This window comes from Neobacillus niacini (genome assembly GCF_023715785.1).
GTDB classification, from domain to species: Bacteria; Bacillota; Bacilli; order Bacillales; family Cytobacillaceae; genus Neobacillus; species Neobacillus niacini_E.
This window is the reverse complement of record NZ_JAMBOX010000018.1, coordinates 67,129-85,617: the sequence shown is the minus strand read 5'-3', so window position 1 is coordinate 85,617 and position 18,489 is coordinate 67,129. Positions and strand designations below refer to the sequence as shown.

The 18,489-nt window shown below is 42.2% G+C and carries 20 protein-coding genes and 1 other annotated feature; all 20 genes read left to right on the top strand.

Annotation, left to right across the window (positions count from 1 at the left end; genetic code table 11):
• Positions 1-83 precede the first annotated feature (83 nt).
• Positions 84-875 carry a cell division protein FtsQ/DivIB gene (locus tag M3234_RS24205; RefSeq protein ID WP_262307173.1) on the top strand — a complete coding sequence of 264 codons (792 nt, stop codon included), beginning with the start codon at positions 84-86 and terminating at the stop codon, positions 873-875.
• Positions 850-1,563, top strand: a complete 714-nt coding sequence (locus M3234_RS24200; RefSeq protein ID WP_262307172.1) for a DUF881 domain-containing protein — start codon at positions 850-852, stop codon at positions 1,561-1,563. The genes M3234_RS24205 and M3234_RS24200 overlap by 26 nt, the downstream gene beginning before the upstream one ends.
• Before the next feature lie 36 nt (positions 1,564-1,599).
• A complete protein-coding gene (locus M3234_RS24195; RefSeq protein ID WP_262307171.1) occupies positions 1,600-2,331 on the top strand; it encodes a DUF881 domain-containing protein in 732 nt (243 codons plus the stop codon).
• Positions 2,331-2,693, top strand: a complete 363-nt coding sequence (locus M3234_RS24190; RefSeq protein ID WP_066318218.1) for a small basic family protein — start codon at positions 2,331-2,333, stop codon at positions 2,691-2,693. The genes M3234_RS24195 and M3234_RS24190 overlap by 1 nt, the downstream gene beginning before the upstream one ends.
• 128 nt (positions 2,694-2,821) lie before the next feature.
• Entirely contained in the window at positions 2,822-4,117 is a 1,296-nt protein-coding gene (ftsA, locus tag M3234_RS24185; RefSeq protein WP_262307170.1) for a cell division protein FtsA, read from the top strand.
• Between the two features lie 42 nt (positions 4,118-4,159).
• On the top strand, positions 4,160-5,314 hold the full coding sequence (gene ftsZ, locus M3234_RS24180) for a cell division protein FtsZ (RefSeq protein ID WP_066318239.1): 1,155 nt from the start codon (positions 4,160-4,162) through the stop codon (positions 5,312-5,314).
• Positions 5,315-6,487: 1,173 nt separating this feature from the next.
• The gene (gene spoIIGA, locus M3234_RS24175) at positions 6,488-7,420 is read left to right on the top strand and encodes a sigma-E processing peptidase SpoIIGA (RefSeq protein ID WP_311315694.1); all 933 of its coding nucleotides are present in this window, start codon (positions 6,488-6,490) and stop codon (positions 7,418-7,420) included.
• A gap of 45 nt (positions 7,421-7,465) precedes the next feature.
• Complete coding sequence (gene sigE / locus M3234_RS24170) at positions 7,466-8,185, top strand: RNA polymerase sporulation sigma factor SigE (RefSeq protein WP_066318243.1); 720 nt, start codon at positions 7,466-7,468, stop codon at positions 8,183-8,185.
• 161 nt (positions 8,186-8,346) lie between these two features.
• Entirely contained in the window at positions 8,347-9,126 is a 780-nt protein-coding gene (sigG, locus tag M3234_RS24165; RefSeq protein ID WP_066318246.1) for an RNA polymerase sporulation sigma factor SigG, read from the top strand.
• 168 nt (positions 9,127-9,294) lie between these two features.
• Positions 9,295-9,555, top strand: a complete 261-nt coding sequence (locus tag M3234_RS24160) for a YlmC/YmxH family sporulation protein (protein ID WP_262307168.1) — start codon at positions 9,295-9,297, stop codon at positions 9,553-9,555.
• Positions 9,556-9,634: 79 nt separating this feature from the next.
• A complete protein-coding gene (gene pgeF, locus M3234_RS24155) occupies positions 9,635-10,450 on the top strand; it encodes a peptidoglycan editing factor PgeF (protein WP_262307167.1) in 816 nt (271 codons plus the stop codon).
• Positions 10,451-10,457: 7 nt separating this feature from the next.
• Positions 10,458-11,135 carry a YggS family pyridoxal phosphate-dependent enzyme gene (locus M3234_RS24150; RefSeq protein WP_262307166.1) on the top strand — a complete coding sequence of 226 codons (678 nt, stop codon included), beginning with the start codon at positions 10,458-10,460 and terminating at the stop codon, positions 11,133-11,135.
• A gap of 11 nt (positions 11,136-11,146) precedes the next feature.
• Positions 11,147-11,617: a cell division protein SepF gene (locus tag M3234_RS24145; RefSeq protein WP_066318262.1), complete on the top strand. Its 471-nt coding sequence runs from the start codon at positions 11,147-11,149 to the stop codon at positions 11,615-11,617.
• A 5-nt stretch (positions 11,618-11,622) separates the two neighbouring features.
• On the top strand, positions 11,623-11,886 hold the full coding sequence (locus tag M3234_RS24140) for a YggT family protein (protein WP_262307165.1): 264 nt from the start codon (positions 11,623-11,625) through the stop codon (positions 11,884-11,886).
• Positions 11,887-11,912: 26 nt separating this feature from the next.
• The gene (locus M3234_RS24135) at positions 11,913-12,689 is read left to right on the top strand and encodes a YlmH family RNA-binding protein (protein WP_262307164.1); all 777 of its coding nucleotides are present in this window, start codon (positions 11,913-11,915) and stop codon (positions 12,687-12,689) included.
• A gap of 202 nt (positions 12,690-12,891) precedes the next feature.
• Positions 12,892-13,407, top strand: a complete 516-nt coding sequence (locus tag M3234_RS24130) for a DivIVA domain-containing protein (RefSeq protein WP_262307163.1) — start codon at positions 12,892-12,894, stop codon at positions 13,405-13,407.
• A 49-nt stretch (positions 13,408-13,456) separates the two neighbouring features.
• Positions 13,457-13,695, top strand: a binding site (T-box leader).
• A gap of 73 nt (positions 13,696-13,768) precedes the next feature.
• Entirely contained in the window at positions 13,769-16,540 is a 2,772-nt protein-coding gene (gene ileS, locus M3234_RS24125; RefSeq protein ID WP_262307162.1) for an isoleucine--tRNA ligase, read from the top strand.
• Between the two features lie 148 nt (positions 16,541-16,688).
• Positions 16,689-16,985 (top strand): hypothetical protein, encoded by a 297-nt coding sequence (locus M3234_RS24120; RefSeq protein ID WP_262307161.1) that lies wholly within the window; start codon positions 16,689-16,691, stop codon positions 16,983-16,985.
• 76 nt (positions 16,986-17,061) lie between these two features.
• On the top strand, positions 17,062-17,553 hold the full coding sequence (gene lspA, locus M3234_RS24115) for a signal peptidase II (protein WP_066318283.1): 492 nt from the start codon (positions 17,062-17,064) through the stop codon (positions 17,551-17,553).
• Complete coding sequence (locus tag M3234_RS24110; protein ID WP_262307160.1) at positions 17,525-18,436, top strand: RluA family pseudouridine synthase; 912 nt, start codon at positions 17,525-17,527, stop codon at positions 18,434-18,436. The genes lspA and M3234_RS24110 overlap by 29 nt, the downstream gene beginning before the upstream one ends.
• Positions 18,437-18,489: the final 53 nt, after the last annotated feature.

Below are 18,489 nucleotides of genomic sequence, written 5' to 3'. Positions count from 1 at the left end.
TTTCGTGCCGTTGTTTTCGCTTTAATTGGGACAGGCATTGTAGTCGGACGGAAATCTTCCGCTATAATTTGGGGGAAAGTTGAATGGAAAAAAGCAAGGTCGTGGCCCTAGAGGACCGAATTCCAAAATTAAAGGAGCAAAGACGTCGAAAAGCAAATAGACGGCTTATATTGTTGATGTTCTTATTTTTTACGATGATTGCTCTAATCGTTTATGCGCAATCACCGCTAAGCCTCGTAAAGAACATTTCGGTCACAGGCAATGAAATTTACTCCAGTGCTGAAATTATCAATCAGAGTGGTCTTTCTACTGAAACAAATATCTGGGAAGTCAGAAAGAGTATGGTCGCTACCAAACTACAAAAGCTGCCCGAAATGAACAAAGCGGAAGTAAAATTGAAATGGCCGAACTCGGTTGTAATCCAGGTAAAGGAACATAAACGAATTGCCTATCTAAAAAAGGACAATATGTTCTATCCGGTGATGGAGAATGGCCACATTTTAATGGATAAGGAAAGTGATGGCATTCCCGCTAACGCTCCCATCCTCTTCAATTTTGAAAAAGGCGACGCCCTTAATGAATTGGTTGACGGCTTGGAGGTCCTTCCAAATGAGATTGTAAACTCCATCTCGGAAATTCATTATACTCCAAAAAAGGCTGACAAATATCATATATCTTTATTTATGAATGATGGTTTTGAGGTTAGTGCCACTTTAAGGACGTTCTCGGAAAAAATGGTCCACTATCCTTCGATCATCAGTCAGTTGGATCCCGATAAAAAAGGAATTATCGACCTTGAAGTAGGTTCCTATTTTAAGGCTTTTGAAACGGAAGCGGAGGAAACAAAAGTTGAAAATACTGAAGGTGAAGGGTAATCATGTTATTTTGTCCCTTGTCTGCCTGGTATTGGGATTTATCATGGCCTTCTCCTATCATCTAACCCAAATGGAATATAAAGAGGAAAAGCCAAAGCTGTCAGACAAACAATATGAAAAAACCATTGCACTCAGAGACCAATTAATTGCGCAGGAAGAAATCAATCGCAAACTCCAGCGGGAATTAAACAAGAAACAGGAGAAAGTTCAAAAGAGTGAAAAGGAATTGGCCAAAGAAGCCCAGGTCTTTCTTAATCTTGCCGAGGATTCGGAAAAATACCGGATGTTCCTGGGGAAGGTAAAGGTCAAGGGTAAGGGCGTAAGGATTACGCTTTCCGACGGTGCCTATGATCCGAAGGAAGACAATGTAAATAATTATCTTGTTCATGAACATCATGTCTTTAAAGTTGTCAATGAACTGTACATATCCGGGGCGGCTGCTGTGGCAATTAATGGTCAAAGGCTAACAAGCCATTCTTATATTGTCTGTAATGGTCCAGTCATTACCGTAGATGGAACCCCGTACCCCGCTCCCTTCGTGATTACGGCAATCGGTGACCCAGATGTCCTCGCATCCTCGATCAACTTGACCGGAGGGGTTAAAGACCAGCTGGTTAATGATAATATTGTGTTTTCATTGGAAAAAGACAGTGCATTGGTCTTTAACCCGATTTTGGGAAACTCGTAGTGTCCACAAAGATGATGAAAAGGTTGGGTGAAAAAAGTGGACAAGCCAAAATTGAAGATTAGTTTTACCTTGATTGCCGCAATAGTGGGTTTTATGATTGCGATTCAATTTCAAACGGTCAAAAAACCGGTTGAACGGGATACACGAGATATATGGCAGCTACGAGAAGCGCTCCTAAAGGAAAAAGAGTTGCAATCGAAGCTGTTGATGGAAATCCGGCCGATTGATGAAAAACTGGCAGCTTACGACTCTAAGCGTACGCAAAGCAAGGAACAAGCTTTAAGAGATACGTTTCAGGAATTAAAGGTTGAGGCTGGTTTGACAGAGGTTACTGGTCCAGGAATAACGCTCGTCATTGAACCTGTAATGGAAGATATCCAACTAGGGAGCCCAAGGGCAAAAACGGTTTCTCCTGATCTACTGCAAAGGTTACGGAACGAATTGAATATGTATGAGGCCAAATATACTGCGATAGATGGGCAGCGATTGATCAATACATCGGTGATTCGCGATATTAATAACGAAACTAAAATAGACGGCCACACGATTAGAGATCTTCCAATCGAGGTTAAAGTAGTTACGGATGATATAAACACAGCTGAAAAATTGTATAACCGGATGAAAGTTTCAAAATCAAGGGATGAGTTTTTTACGGAGAGTTTAAGACTGAATATTTCTTCGCCGAGCCCTACTATTACGATACCGGCTTATGTTAATCCGATTCGTGTACGGTATATGGAGCCGGTTACAGAAGGGGGCGGTTCCTGATGTGGCTTCCAGTGATAGGATTAATCATTGGAATCATGCTTGGTCTAATGACGGAAATTCGGATTCCAGAGGAATATTCCAATTATTTGTCGATTGCTGTCTTGGCAGCCCTCGACACATTATTTGGAGGAATTCGGGCCTATTTGCAAAATATTTATGACGAAAAAGTATTCGTTTCGGGATTCTTTTTTAATATAATACTTGCTGCAAGTTTAGCTTTCCTAGGTGTCCATCTTGGTGTAGACTTGTATTTAGCGGCAGTATTCGCGTTCGGCGTCAGATTATTTCAAAATATTGCTGTAATTAGGCGAATATTATTGACAAAATGGTCAACAAGCAAAGAAAAATTAGAAAAAAGTTGAAAATTTTTAAAGGGAATCATTCAGTTATGACGAATAATCTTATAAGATATGAATATGGGAAATTACTATTTAATGAACAAAATGATTTGTTGTTCGACATAAAGGGATGTTAAAGGAGGTGCCAGAGAATGAACAGCAATGAAATATATGTAAGTCTTGACATCGGTACATCCAGTGTAAAAGTAATCATTGGTGAAATGGTCAATGACTCTGGAAAAGGCTCATTAAATATAATAGGTGTTGGCAATGTAGAATCTGAAGGCTTGCGCAAAGGGTCGATTGTTGACATGGATGACACGGTTCATTCCATTAAAAGGGCAGTGGAGCAGGCAGAAAGAATGGTTGGAATGGAGATTCACGAAGTTGTGGTCGGGATTCCAGGGCATAATGTCATGCTTCAGCCATGTCATGGAATTGTTGCCGTATCCGGCCAAAACCGCGAGATTACCAATGAAGATGTAATCCGCGTAATTGAGGCTGCTTATGCAGGTTCAATCCCTCCTGAAAGAGTAAACATGGGGGTAATCCAAAGGCAATTCATTCTTGATGGAAAGGACGAAATCAATGACCCGCGCGGGATGATTGGTGTTCGTCTGGAAATGGATGGCACACTAGTAACTGGCTCCAATTCGGTCCTTGCGAATATTATCCGCTGTGTGGAGCGAGCGGGTCTCAATTTCTCCGACATCATTCTACAGCCGCTTGCGGCAGGAGATTATGCTTTATCAAAGGATGAAAAGAATCTTGGCGTTGCCCTGATTGATATCGGTGGGGGTTCAACGACAATTTCCGTATTTGAAGAAGGATATTTGAAGGCTACGAGTGTCATTCCTGTTGGCGGGGATTTGGTTACAAACGATCTTTCCAAGGTATTGCACACCTCAACTGAGGATGCCGAAAATATTAAAGTAAAGTACGGGCATGCGTTTTACGACCATGCATCAGAAGAGGAATATTTTAGCGTACCAATCATTGGTAGTGACCAGCATCAGCAATTCAATCAGCTTTATGTTTCAGAAATCATTGAAGCGAGAATGGAAGAAATTTTTGAGTTAATCGCAAAAGAATTAAAACGATTAGGCGTTACCGACCTGCCGGGCGGTTTCGTGTTAACAGGTGGAACTGCCAATATGCAAGGGTTGCTCGAGCTGGCGCAGGATATGTTTAAAAATCCGGTCCGCATCGCCCGTCCCGACTATATTGGAGTAAGAGAACCTCAATATACAACTGCGGTCGGTTTGATTAAATATGCATACAAGAATGCTAGATTGCCAGGCAGCACATCCAGCTCAAATGCATCTGTTTCCGAGCCAGTTGAAAAGAGGGCGCCAAAGCAGCACCAGCCTAAAACAAAAGTGGAAAAGCATCCAGATGAAAAAATGTCATCAAAGGTAAAAAAATTCCTTGGATACTTTTTCGAATAGCTTGAATCGAAAAGGAATATCGACGAATTAGGAGGATTTTTCATGTTAGAGTTTGATACAAATTTAGATTCTCTTGCCACAATAAAGGTAATTGGAGTCGGCGGTGGCGGTAACAATGCGGTAAACCGAATGATCGAGCACGGTGTTCAAGGTGTAGAATTCATTGCTGTCAATACCGACGCCCAAGCATTAAACCTGTCAAAGGCAGAGGTCAAAATGCAGATTGGGTCAAAGTTAACCCGCGGTTTAGGTGCAGGTGCCAACCCCGAGGTGGGCAAAAAAGCCGCCGAAGAGAGTAAAGAGCAAATTGAAGAAGCATTACGCGGAGCTGATATGGTGTTTGTAACGGCCGGAATGGGCGGCGGTACAGGTACTGGTGCTGCGCCAGTCATTGCCCAAATCGCCCGTGATCTTGGGGCATTGACAGTTGGTGTTGTAACCCGACCGTTCACGTTTGAAGGGAAGAAACGCGCAACACAGGCTGCCGGTGGAATCTCATCCATGAAGGAAGCAGTAGACACGTTAATTGTTATTCCGAATGACCGTTTGCTTGAAATAGTCGACAAGAGCACACCGATGCTTGAAGCATTCCGCGAAGCGGACAATGTTCTCCGTCAGGGTGTTTCAGGTATTTCCGATTTAATCGCGGTACCTGGATTAATCAACCTTGACTTTGCCGATGTTAAGACGATTATGTCCAATAAAGGTTCCGCTTTAATGGGGATTGGTGTTTCATCTGGCGAAAACCGTGCAACAGAGGCTGCTAAAAAAGCGATCAGTTCACCGCTACTTGAAACTTCCATTGATGGCGCACAAGGTGTGTTAATGAATATTACCGGTGGCACAAACTTAAGCCTTTACGAGGTACAAGAGGCTGCCGATATCGTTGCTTCTGCTTCAGACCAGGAAGTAAATATGATTTTCGGTTCAGTTATCAATGAAAATCTTAAGGATGAAATTGTCGTAACCGTAATTGCGACCGGCTTTAAGGAAGAAGTGATCCAGCAAAAACCAACACGCCCGACTTTCGGACAAGTTAAGCCGCAGGCTGGCGTTGTCAAGAGAGAACACAAGCGTGAAGAACCGCAGCAACAGCAGCAGGCACCACAACAAGAGCCTGTACGCACGAACAACACATTCCAAGAAGATACATTGGATATCCCAACCTTCTTGAGAAATCGTAATAGAAGACGTTAAACTTGATAATTTTTCCTCAGGCTGTCGAGAATCTTTCGGCAGTCTTTTTATTTCTTCTGTCTGTAACATTGTCTATACTTCCTCGAATCCGCCCACGCTCGAAGAAAATGCGATAGCATTTTCGAGGAGTCTTCGGGCCTTCCGCGCAAATCAACAGTTTTTAAATAAAGATTCCCCACACTAAGAAGAAAAAAATCTAAGGCCGTCTCTTATGACATGTTCTAGCGAAAAATCCGAGCGAACGCGTTATAAGATTGCCTCTTATGACATGTTTGTGTGGAGGAATCTAGTCAAACGCGTTATAAGACCGCCTCTAATGACATGTTTGAGGGAAAAATCTAATCAAACGCGTTATAAGACCGTCTCTTATGACATGTTTGAGGGGAAAATCTAATCAAACGCGTTATAAGACCGTCTCTTATGACATGTTTGAGGAAAAAATCCTATCAAACGCGTTATAAGGCCGTCTCTTATGACATGTTCTAGCGAAAAATCCGAGCGAACGCGTTATAAGATTGCCTCTTATGACATGTTTGAGGGGAGGAATCTAGTCAAACGCGTTATAAGACCGCCTCTAATGACATGTTTGAGGGGAAAATCTAATCAAACGCGTTATAAGACCGTCTCTTATGACATGTTTGAGGGGAGAATCTAGTCAAACACGTTATAAGACCGTCTCTAATGACATGTTTGAGGGGAAAATCTAATCAAACGCGTTATAAGACCGTCTCTAATGACATGTTTTAGCGAGAAATCCAATCGAGCGCGTTATAAGACCGCGCCTCATATGACGTGTTTTTGGGAAAAATTTAATCAACCGCTCCATGAGATGGCAACTGATGAAATGGCTAAGGGGATTTTTCTAAGTATGTTGCCTCCTTTAGTTTTATTTCACCCTGTAGCGGAAATTACAAGCCTAGTAGCAGGGGCAACCAACTATTAGGGGGTTCTAAATACCCTATCTAGGCAATCCAAGGTACTAAGGTACGCCAATTACTGGCTGTACCTTTCTTATTTTAGAAAAATTTTTCTGACAAAATCCTATGTAAATAGGGAAAATTTCTGATTTTTTGATTACAGAAAGTGACACACTTCCGCCATGCAAGTACGTTATACTTTTCTCTAAACAGAATAATAGAAACAGTCTTGATAAAGGAGGATGCTTTCTTGATTGTGTATTTGGATGTGATTTGGGCGCTTAATCTGCTCTTTGATAGTCTTCTCCTTTATTTAACAGCGATTATTCTAAAGAGGAGGGTCCGATGGTGGAGAATTTTTACCGGGGGATTAATCGGTTCAGTGATCATTTTACTAACCTTCACGCCTATAAATGCCATTTCCGGTCATCCAATCTCAAAACTGTTATTCTCCGTCATAATGATATTAATCGCTTTTGGTTATAAACGATTTTCGTTTTTTATAAAAGCATTAATGACATTTTATGTCTCTACTTTTTTAATTGGCGGGTCATTAATGGGGGTTCATTTTTTCATTCAGTATGATCCGGAATTAACGATGGAAGTCCTTCAGTCAAGTGTAATGGGATTTGGTGATCCGATCAGCTGGCTGTTTGTGCTTATCGGATTTCCAGTCGCTTGGCATTTTTCAAGAAAAAATATCGAGTCAATGGAAATGACTAAAATCCAATATGATCAGATTGTGAGCGTAGCAGTAAAAATAGACAATGAAACATTAAATCTAAAAGGGTTAATCGACAGCGGTAATCAGCTGTATGACCCGTTATCAAAACAACCTGTCATGTTCATTTCCGTTAAAAAGCAATTCGAATCCTTTTCTGAACCCATTCAACAATTAGCCGCGAATCCTGACCCGCTTTCCATCGGCACAGATAAATATCCTGAAACCTGGCAAAATCGGATGAGAATTGTACCTTATAGGGTGGTAGGCCAAGGTTCCCAGCTCATTACTGCCATTAAGCCTGACAGCATTCTTATTGTGCATAATGGCAGCCTGCATCTATTTGAAAAGGGACTTGTATCATTTACCATGCAGGAACTCTCGGCGGATGATGCCTTTCAGTGCATAGTCCATCCGAAGATGCTTACAGGACCAAAGCAAGACAGCGGCACCGTGAAGGTAAGTTAATAATACTATACTCAGAAAAACATATTTTTAGAAGGAGGAATACAAATGAAAAAGTGGAAACTTCGCTTATCCTATTACTGGTATAAGCTATTAATAAAATTGGGACTAAAAACAGATGAAGTTTATTATATTGGTGGCAGCGAAGCCCTTCCTCCTCCCTTAAGCAAAGACGAGGAAGAACTACTGCTGAAAAAGCTTCCCGGCGGTGATAAGGCAGCAAGATCAATCTTAATTGAGCGCAATCTTCGTCTCGTTGTCTACATTGCCAGAAAGTTTGAAAATACCGGGATCAATATTGAAGATTTAATCAGTATTGGGACAATCGGCCTAATCAAAGCAGTTAATACTTTTAATCCGGAAAAGAAAATCAAACTGGCTACATACGCATCAAGATGCATTGAAAATGAGATTCTCATGTACTTACGACGGAACAATAAAATTAGATCGGAAGTTTCATTTGATGAACCGCTGAATATTGACTGGGATGGCAATGAATTGTTGTTATCCGATGTATTGGGAACGGATGATGATATTATTACGAAAGATTTGGAAGCAAACGTCGACCGCAAGCTTCTCACCAAGGCGCTTCATCAGCTAACGGATCGTGAAAAGCAAATTATGGAGCTTCGTTTTGGCCTGACAAACGGAGAAGAAAAAACCCAAAAAGATGTTGCTGATATGCTCGGGATTTCGCAATCCTATATTTCCAGATTGGAAAAAAGAATCATTAAGAGATTAAGGAAGGAATTTAATAAAATGGTATAAGACAGGAAAATTTTTTCAGCCAGTAAAACCCAACAAGTTCGAGGTTTTACTGGATAAAAAAGAATGTATGTTCCTATGCTGTGGCATACGCAAGTGCATATTTTTCCTTTCCAAGGAGATACTGTTTTTTGTACAGCAGCTCTCTCGAGGAGGGAAAAGATTTGACTCGAAATAAAGTTGAAATTTGCGGTGTAGACACATCAAAACTCCCCGTACTTAAGAACGAAGAAATGAGAATACTGTTCAAGCAAATGCAAGACGGTGATATTAGTGCCAGGGAAAAGCTGGTAAATGGTAATTTGCGCCTTGTCTTGAGTGTAATTCAACGGTTTAACAACCGGGGTGAATTCGTCGATGACCTGTTTCAGGTTGGCTGTATTGGACTTATGAAATCAATTGATAACTTTGATTTAGGGCAAAACGTTAAGTTTTCCACTTATGCGGTACCGATGATTATTGGTGAAATCCGGCGTTATCTTCGCGACAATAACCCGATTCGCGTATCCCGCTCCTTAAGGGATATTGCCTACAAAGCGCTGCAGGTTAGAGAGCGTCTGATGAGCGAAACATCAAGAGAGCCAACCGCCGAAGAAATTGCCAAGGTTCTCGAGGTGCCGCACGAAGAAATTGTATTTGCATTGGACGCGATACAGGATCCGGTATCTTTATTTGAACCGATTTATAATGACGGCGGCGATCCGATTTATGTGGTGGATCAATTAAGCGATGAGAAAAATAAAGATATTCATTGGATTGAGGAAATTGCCTTAAAAGAAGGCATGCGGAGATTGAATGAACGGGAAAAACTAATCCTTAGAAAGCGATTCTTCCAAGGGAAAACCCAAATGGAGGTTGCTGATGAAATTGGCATTTCCCAAGCCCAGGTTTCAAGACTTGAAAAAGCGGCCATCAGGCAAATGAACAAAAATATTCAAAGCTAAGCTGTCCAGATGGGCAGCTTATTTTTATTTGTCCAGCTCCACAAGGATTGCTTCGACAGCATAAGCATCGCAGTAACAAGCTGTGCTTGTTCCTGCGATGCCTTTCGATACTAAACTGACAAGGTTCATCATATATTCAATTATAGTACTATTACGGGGGGAATATTAATGGTGAGGATTTCCGAGTTTCAGGTAAAGGATGTCGTAAACGTTTCGGATGGTAAACGGTTAGGTAATATAGGTGATATTGAGATAAATTTAACGACTGGAAAAATAGAATCGGTGGTTATATCGGGGAATGGGAGAGTGCTTGGCTTTTTTGGAAAGGAAGATGAAATCGTGATTCCCTGGAAAAACATCATTAAAATTGGCCAGGATGTAATATTGGTCAGGCATAAAATAGATGACCGGGTTCCGGAAGAAGTTTAAGTTTCCGTAAATCGGTCCCCTCACAATGACCATTTTGAATTTTCATGGTAAACTATAGAAAAACATTTGAGGTAGAGAAATGGAACCCTTTGTTTTAAAAAATGAATCATTGTTTATGATTGATGGCTGGATGAACCGATTTCCGGGTTTGACTGCGGGAATTACCTCCAAACATGGCGGAGTTGGTCAGGGCAGCTTTCAATCCCTCAATATGGGCTATCATGTTGGCGATGATGTAAATGACGTATGCATAAATCGGGAAACTGTCGCCCGCCTGCTGAATTTCCCGCTGGAATCTTGGGTTGGCGCACAGCAAACGCACGATATTATGATCAGGAAAATATCAATAGCGGACCGGGGCACGGGTTCCAATTCGTATGACCAGGCCTTTGAGGGGACAGACGGTTTTTATACGAATGAAAAGGGGATTCTATTAACCCTTTGCTTTGCTGATTGTGTCCCGCTTTTCTTTATCGCACCAAAGTCAGGGATGATTGGGGCGGCTCACGCCGGTTGGAAGGGTACCGTAGGGGGAATTGCCCGAGAGATGATCATTACCTGGGAGCACGAAGGCATCAGGCCTGAAGAAATTTTCGTCGCAATTGGGCCGTCGATCTGCAAAAATTGTTATATTGTGGATAATCGTGTCATTAACTTGGTGGAAAATATACTAGAAGATGTCGATGGAAAACCATATAATTTAATTAATGGCAATCAATATTATTTGGACTTGCGAGAAGCTAATCGGCTGCTTCTTCTAAAAGCTGGAGTGCCCGAAGAAAACATTCTTGTCACAGGGCTATGCACAAGCTGTGATAATAGTTTTTTTTCTCACCGGCGCGACCAAGGTAGCACTGGAAGAATATTAAGCTTTATTGGCTGGAAGGAGATTTGAAAGCAATATGAAAGTGGCAGCAAAGCTAGAGCAAATAAGGCAGCAAATCGAAACAGCATGCCGGAAGTCCGGCCGAAAACCTGAGGAAGTGACAGTTATTGCTGTTACCAAATATGTGAGTGCCGAAAGGGCTAAAGAGGCCTTGGAGGCAGGCATTACAAACCTCGGCGAAAATCGTGATGATGGGTTGTTGGAAAAATGGCAGATGCTTGGGGACAAGCCTGCCTGGCATTTTATTGGAACGCTGCAAACAAGAAAGGTAAAAAACATTATCGATAAAGTGGATTATATTCATTCGCTGGACCGCCAATCACTGGCAGAAGAAATTAATAAACGCGCCAGCCGTCAAGTGAAATGTTTGATACAAGTAAACGTCTCCGGGGAAGACTCAAAGCATGGGCTGGCACCCGTAGAAGTAATCGGATTTATTGAATCACTTCGACCGTATCAAAATATAAGCATCCAAGGTCTAATGGCGATGGCTCCGCTTACTGACGATGAAGAGATACTTAGAAATTGCTTCCACAAGCTGAAAGATCTACGGGACCAGGTTCAATCCCGACAATTTGAATTTGCTCCGTGCACCGAGTTGTCGATGGGCATGTCCAATGATTTTGCGATTGCAATCGAAGAGGGAGCAACGATGGTAAGAATTGGTACAGCATTAGTTGGCGAAGATGATTAGGGGAGAAGAAGATGACATTAAAATCAAAATTAAAAACATTTTTCTTTTTGGATGATGACTTCGATGAGAATAACGATGAGTACACTCAGGCTCAAGAACCGGTCAAACAAAAAAGACAGGCAGTTAAAAGCCAAAATGTTGTTAGTTTGCAAAGCGTCCAAAAACAGGCGGCTTCTGCAGGTGCCGGGACCTCTTCAAAGGCTTCTAAGGTCATCTTGGTTGAACCGCATTCCAGTTCCGAAGTCACGGAGATTGCCGACCATTTGAAAAGCCGCCGTGCCGTTGTTGTAAATCTTCAGCGGATTAATCATCAGGAAGGAAGACAGATCGTCGATTTTTTAGGCGGGGTAGTCTATGCTCTTGGCGGAGACATTCAAAAAATTGGCGTCAATATTTTCTTGTGCACACCTGATAACGTTGAGGTGTCGGGAAATATTTCGGAGCTTTTTTCGGAGCAAGAAGATCAAAATACGAGGTGGTAAAATAAATGGATATCGTTTTCGGGATATTGCAAAGATTGATTCAAATTTACTCTTGGGCATTAATTATTTACATATTGATGTCCTGGTTTCCAAATGCAAGAGGATCATCGATTGGCCAATTTTTGTCGCGGATTTGCGAGCCGTATTTAGAGCCATTCAGAAGAATTATTCCGCCGCTTGGAATGATCGACATTTCGCCGATTGTGGCCTTCCTTGTCCTTAACTTTGCTCAAAGCGGCTTGCATAGTGTCTATCTCTGGCTTACTTAAATTTTGATTAGGTTGTGTTGGCATCAATGAATATTTATCAGCATTTCCGCCCGGAAGAACGGGAATATATAGACCGGGTTTTGCAATGGAAGGACATTGTAGAAAACCAGTATTCATCTAAACTGACTGATTTTCTTGACCCAAGAGAGCAGCATATTTTAAAAATGATTGTAGGCGAAAGTGGAGACGTGAAATACGCCCTCTTTGGCGGGAGCCACCATTCGGAAAGGAAAAGAGCGCTGTTATATCCTGATTATTTGGCTCCAACCGACGAGGATTTTCAAATTACTTTATTTGAAATTTTCTACCCCAAGAAATTTGTCAAAATTGAACACCGGCAAGTGCTTGGAACGCTTATGTCGCTTGGGCTAAAACGCGGGAAATTCGGCGATATCCTGATGAACGACAACGGGCAGGTGCAATTTTTTGCGGCTAGCGAAATCGGGGAATATATTAAAAATAATGTTGAATCGATTGGCCGAGCAGGTGTAAAATTGGCTGAGGCTGCCATCGGGCAAGCGATTCCGTTAGAAGAACATTGGGAAGAAACCGAATTAACAGTATCTTCTTTACGTTTGGATACTGTTATTTCTGGTGTTTGCAATCTGGCAAGGCAAAAATCCCAAAGTCTTGTTGGGGCAGGTCTTGTCAAAGTTAATTGGACAGTGATTGAAAATCCTGCCTTTATCTGTGAACCTGGAGATATGATTTCGGTCCGCGGCTATGGGAGGGTAAAGATCCTGCAGCTGGACGGCAAAACGAAAAAAGAAAAATGGCGAATTACGGTAGGAAAACAAAAATAAATGAAAACTCGCCGATTGGCAAGTCCGATAGGACGAAGACAGAGGCGTAGTTGAATTTATGCGTGCGTAGCTGAAATGAAAAAATTGGACAAAATTTTATATTTTTTTATTAGCTAATTAAAATTTATGCAGGAAATTCGAAAACCATGTCGAATATTTCCTAATACATATATTTGTAGTACAGTTTGATGGAGGTGGCATTATGCCGTTAACACCGTTGGATATTCACAATAAGGAATTTAATAAGGGATTTAGAGGGTACGATGAGGATGAAGTTAATGAATTTCTTGATCAGGTGATTAAGGATTATGAATTGGTGCTTCGCGAGAAAAAAGAATTGGAAGAGCGCCTGCACGATATGCAAGAACGGCTGGGTCATTTCACCAGTATCGAGGAAACCTTGAACAAATCAATCGTGATTGCTCAGGAGGCCGGTGAAGACGTTAAAAGAAATGCCCAAAAGGAAGCAAAGCTGATCATTAAAGAAGCAGAGAAAAATGCCGACCGGATTGTTAACGAATCTCTATCTAAAGCAAGAAGAATTGCCTTGGAAATCGAAGATTTAAAGAAACAATCGAAAATTTTCCGGACCCGTTTTAAGATGCTAATCGAAGCACAACTTGACATGTTGAATACGGATGACTGGGATCACCTGTTGGATTATGAAGTGGATGCAACAGAATTAAAAATGCACGAAGAAGAGGATTCATTAGCTTGACGAATAACGCCATAATAGAATATAATTTCTTAACAGCTAAATAGAATGAACATTGACGATGACGGGGACAGTACAATTTTTCAGAATGCTTTATCAGCGAGTCGGGGACGGTGCAAGCCTGACAGAGCGGAAGAATTGGAAAATCACCCTTGAGTTCTGTGGTCGAAACTCCATTTGGATTAATAGACCAAGCGTGCGATTCACGTTACGAATAACGAAGAGAATAGAATCTCACTTGATTCTATTTATCAGGGTGGTACCGCGGGAATAAACCTTCTCGTCCCTATTTGGGATGAGGAGGTTTTTTTATTTGTAAAAATGGTCATTCTGTTCAATAGAAATGTAATGGAGGCTAGGAAAGATGGAGTACAAAGATACGTTGTTAATGCCGCAGACGGAGTTTCCAATGCGCGGCAATCTTCCGCAAAGAGAACCTGACATCCAGGCGAAATGGGAAGAGATGAATATTTATCAAAAGGTTCAGGAACGGACAAAAGGGCGTCCAATGTTTGTCTTGCATGATGGCCCGCCGTACGCAAATGGCGATATCCATATGGGTCATGCCCTTAATAAAATTTTAAAGGACTTTATCGTTCGCTATAAATCGATGAGCGGCTATCACGCACCGTATGTGCCGGGGTGGGATACCCATGGTCTGCCAATCGAACAGGCGCTAACCAATAAAGGGGTTAAACGCAAAGAAATGTCGGTTGCCGATTTCCGTAAGCTTTGCACCGAATATGCGTTGGAGCAAATCGACAATCAGCGCACCCAATTTAAACGTCTAGGTGTTCGCGGCGATTGGGAAAACCCATACATCACCTTAAAGCCTGAGTACGAAGCACAGCAAATTAAAGTGTTTGGGGAAATGGCGAAAAAAGGCTATATTTATAAAGGCCTGAAGCCAGTATATTGGTCACCGTCAAGTGAATCGGCGCTGGCCGAAGCGGAGATTGAATATAAAGATAAGCGTTCCCCGTCCATCTATGTCGGGTTCAAGGTAAAGGATGGCAAAGGAGTCCTTGACCAAGATACACAAATTGTGATCTGGACAACAACACCATGGACAATTCCGGCGAACCTCGGCATTTCCGTACATGGAGACCTTACGTATGTAGTTGTCTCTGCAAATGGTCAAAAATATGTAGTTGCCGAGGATTTACTAGAAGCAGTGACAAAGGAAATCGGTTGGGAAGAGACAACGGTTGTCAAAAAGGTAAAAGGAACCGAACTTGAATACGTTGTCGCTTTACACCCGCTTTATGGCCGTGATTCACTTGTCATGTTAGGGGAACATGTTACAACTGATGCCGGTACCGGCTGTGTCCATACAGCGCCAGGACATGGGGAAGATGACTTCCATGTTGGCCAAAAATATGGCTTGGATGTACTGAACCCTGTTGATGACAAAGGCTATATGACCAGTGAGGCACCAGGTTTCGAAGGAATTTTTTACGATGAAGCTAATAAGCCAATCACCCAGGCCTTGGAAGAAGCGGGAGCACTTCTCAAGCTTTCGTTTATCACTCACTCCTATCCGCATGACTGGCGTACGAAAAAACCGGTCATTTTCCGTGCCACAGCGCAGTGGTTTGCATCGATTAAAGATTTCCGCGAACAGTTGCTTGATGCTGTTAAGGAAACAAAATGGGTGCCTGCTTGGGGAGAAACCCGCCTGTTTAACATGGTCCGTGACCGCGGTGACTGGTGTATCTCCCGTCAGCGTGTCTGGGGTGTGCCGATTCCAGTATTCTATGCGGAAAACGGTGAAGAAATCATTACCGATGAAACGATTAATCATGTATCGGAATTATTCCGTGAACATGGCTCTAATATTTGGTTCCAGCGTGAAGCAAAAGACTTGCTGCCTGAAGGTTTTACACATCCGGGAAGCCCGAACGGAACATTTACAAAAGAAAATGATATCATGGATGTCTGGTTTGACTCTGGTTCCTCTCACCAAGCCGTCTTGGTTGAACGGGAAGACTTGGTCCGTCCTGCAGACCTTTATTTGGAAGGCTCTGACCAATATCGCGGCTGGTTTAATTCCTCATTGTCAACCGCTGTTGCAGTAACCGGCAAGGCCCCATATAAAGGTGTGCTAAGCCATGGGTTTGCTCTTGACGGCGAAGGCAGAAAAATGAGTAAATCTTTGGGAAATGTAGTCGTCCCAGCAAAAGTTATGAATCAGTTGGGAGCCGACATATTGCGCCTGTGGGTTGCCTCGGTTGATTATCAATCAGACGTCCGGGTTTCTGATGCCATTCTTAAACAGGTTGCCGAGGTTTACCGGAAAATTCGCAATACCTTCCGATTCTTATTGGGGAATTTGGCCGATTTTGATCCAGCAGTCAACAAGGTTGCCTATGAAAACCTGCGTGAAGTCGATCAATTTATGCTCGTAAAATTAAATAAACTGATCAAAAACGTTCGTAACGCTTATGAAAATTATGAATATGCCGCCATCTACCATGCGGTGAACAATTTCTGTACGCTAGATCTAAGTGCGTTCTACCTTGATTTTGCAAAGGATGTACTATATATTGAAGCAAAAGACCACCATGAGCGCCGGGCAATTCAAACTGTTCTGTACGAGTCATTGCTTGCGCTGACAAAATTGGTATCGCCAATTCTTTCCCATACAGCGGATGAAGTGTGGAAATACATTCCAAATGTCCAGGAAGAGAGTGTGCAATTAACAGACCTTCCAGAATATCAAGAGCTAGGCGGTGCCAAGGTGCTTGAGGAAAAGTGGTCGGCATTCATGAAGCTTCGTGATGATGTCTTAAAAGCACTAGAGGAATCACGGAATGCGAAGGTAATTGGCAAATCACTGACCGCTAAGGTTACCTTGTATGTGAATGACAAGACGAAAGCCCTGTTGGATTCAATTGAAGAAAATTTGAACCAACTCTTCATCGTTTCCGGTTTTGAAGTAGCCGGTACTTATGATCAGGCTCCAGAAACCGCCCTTAAGCTTGATAATGCAGCAATCGTTGTTACAAAGGCTGAAGGGGAAACATGTGAACGCTGCTGGGTTGTTACGCCAGAAGTTGGTCAAGATCCGGAGCATCCATCCCTTTGCCCGCGCTGTGCGCATGTAGTTAAAGAAAATTATTCACACTTGGCATAACATTTATTTTAGACCCTGTACAATTCTGTACAGGGTTTTAATTTTTTCCTGTAAAGTCAATTGTTGTTGGCGATGTCAAATGTTGTCCCGTGTCGCCGAAAAGGAGCGGGACATAATATAACAAATGACAAACGGAGGTAGTAACACTATGAATGCCATGCAGGAAAAGCTGTTTATCGAACTCCGTCAAACAAAAACTGAAATTGAACATTCTTTAAAAACAAAATCAAAACAAGATTGGCTTACAAGGATTCTCGAGGAAGAGCTTGAAGATATTGATCACGCCATTCAAAAAATTCAGGCTGGAAAATTCGGCGAATGTGAAATTTCTGGCGAATTGCTCCCGGAAGAATTAATAAAGCTAATGCCCACAATTAGGTCGAAAAAAGATTCAGATTTATTGGATCGGTATTGTAAAATTCCAATTCCATCAACATTTTTATAATGTTAATTGTCCTTATGCGATTAAGTATGCTAAAATTCTAAAGAAGTATGAGCATCGGTAGTGGAGGTATTTCTTAGTGTTTTATTACTTAATCGCACTTTTCATTATCCTTTTGGATCAATTCACAAAATGGTTAATCGTGAAAAACATGTATATCGGCGAAAGTATTCCGATCATTGATCAAGTTTTGTATATTACTTCCCACCGGAACAGGGGGGCAGCTTGGGGCATTCTCCAAGGGCAGATGTGGCTCTTTTACGTGATAACAATTATCGTTATTGCTGGAATTGTGTATTATTTGCACAAGGCAGCCAAAGGCAAATGGTTGTTGGGAGTTTCCCTGTCCTTTATGCTTGGCGGTGCAATCGGCAATTTTATTGATCGCGTGTTTCGCAAAGAAGTCGTTGACTTTATACATACGTATATTTTCAGCTATAACTTCCCGGTATTTAATATCGCCGATTCCGCATTGGTCATTGGCGTGGCGCTGCTGATGATTCAAATGCTGCTCGAAGAGAGAGAATCAAAGGAGAAAACATATGGAGAAAATGGTTCACACCATTCTTGAACAACAAAAAGGTGACCGGATTGACAAAGTTTTGTCCGGCCTTAACGAGGAATGGTCCCGCACCCAGGTACAGCAATGGATCAAGAATGGCCATGTGCTTGTAAACGGACAAAATGTAAAAACCAATTACAAATGCAACTACAATGACGAAATCGAAATCCATATTCCGGACCCGGAAGAGCTGGATGTGGTCCCCGAGGAGATGGATTTGGACATTTATTACGAAGATCGTGATGTCCTCGTCGTCAATAAGCCAAAGGGGATGGTTGTTCATCCTGCGCCCGGACATATGACGGGGACACTGGTAAATGGTCTGATGGCACATTGCAAGGATTTGTCGGGGATTAACGGAGTGTTAAGACCCGGAATTGTCCACCGGATTGATAAAGATACCTCAGGGCTGTTAATGGTCGCCAAGAATGATATGGCCCATGAAAGCCTTGTTAATCAGTTGGTCCAAAAAACAGTTACTCGCAAGTATAAAGCCGTTATTCATGGGGTTATTCCTCATGATGTCGGCACAATCGATGCTCCGCTTGGAAGGGACCAAAGGGATCGGCAAAGCATGGCCGTAGTAGATAACGGCAAGCAGGCCGTTACCCATTTTCGGGTGCTGGAGCGGTTTAAGGATTTTACATTTGTTGAGTGCCAGCTTGAAACGGGACGTACCCATCAAATTCGCGTTCATATGAAATATATCGGCTATCCGCTTGCCGGAGACCCAAAATATGGGCCGAAAAAAACGATCGATTTTAACGGACAGGTGCTGCATGCGGGCGTGCTTGGATTTACCCATCCGAGAACCGCCGAATATCTCGAATTTGAAGCCCCGCTGCCTTCTGATTATGAACAGCTGCTGAAACAACTAAGAAATAATGGTTGACACCTGAACCTAACTAAAGTAAGATAACTATAGTCAAATATGCCTTTAATTCA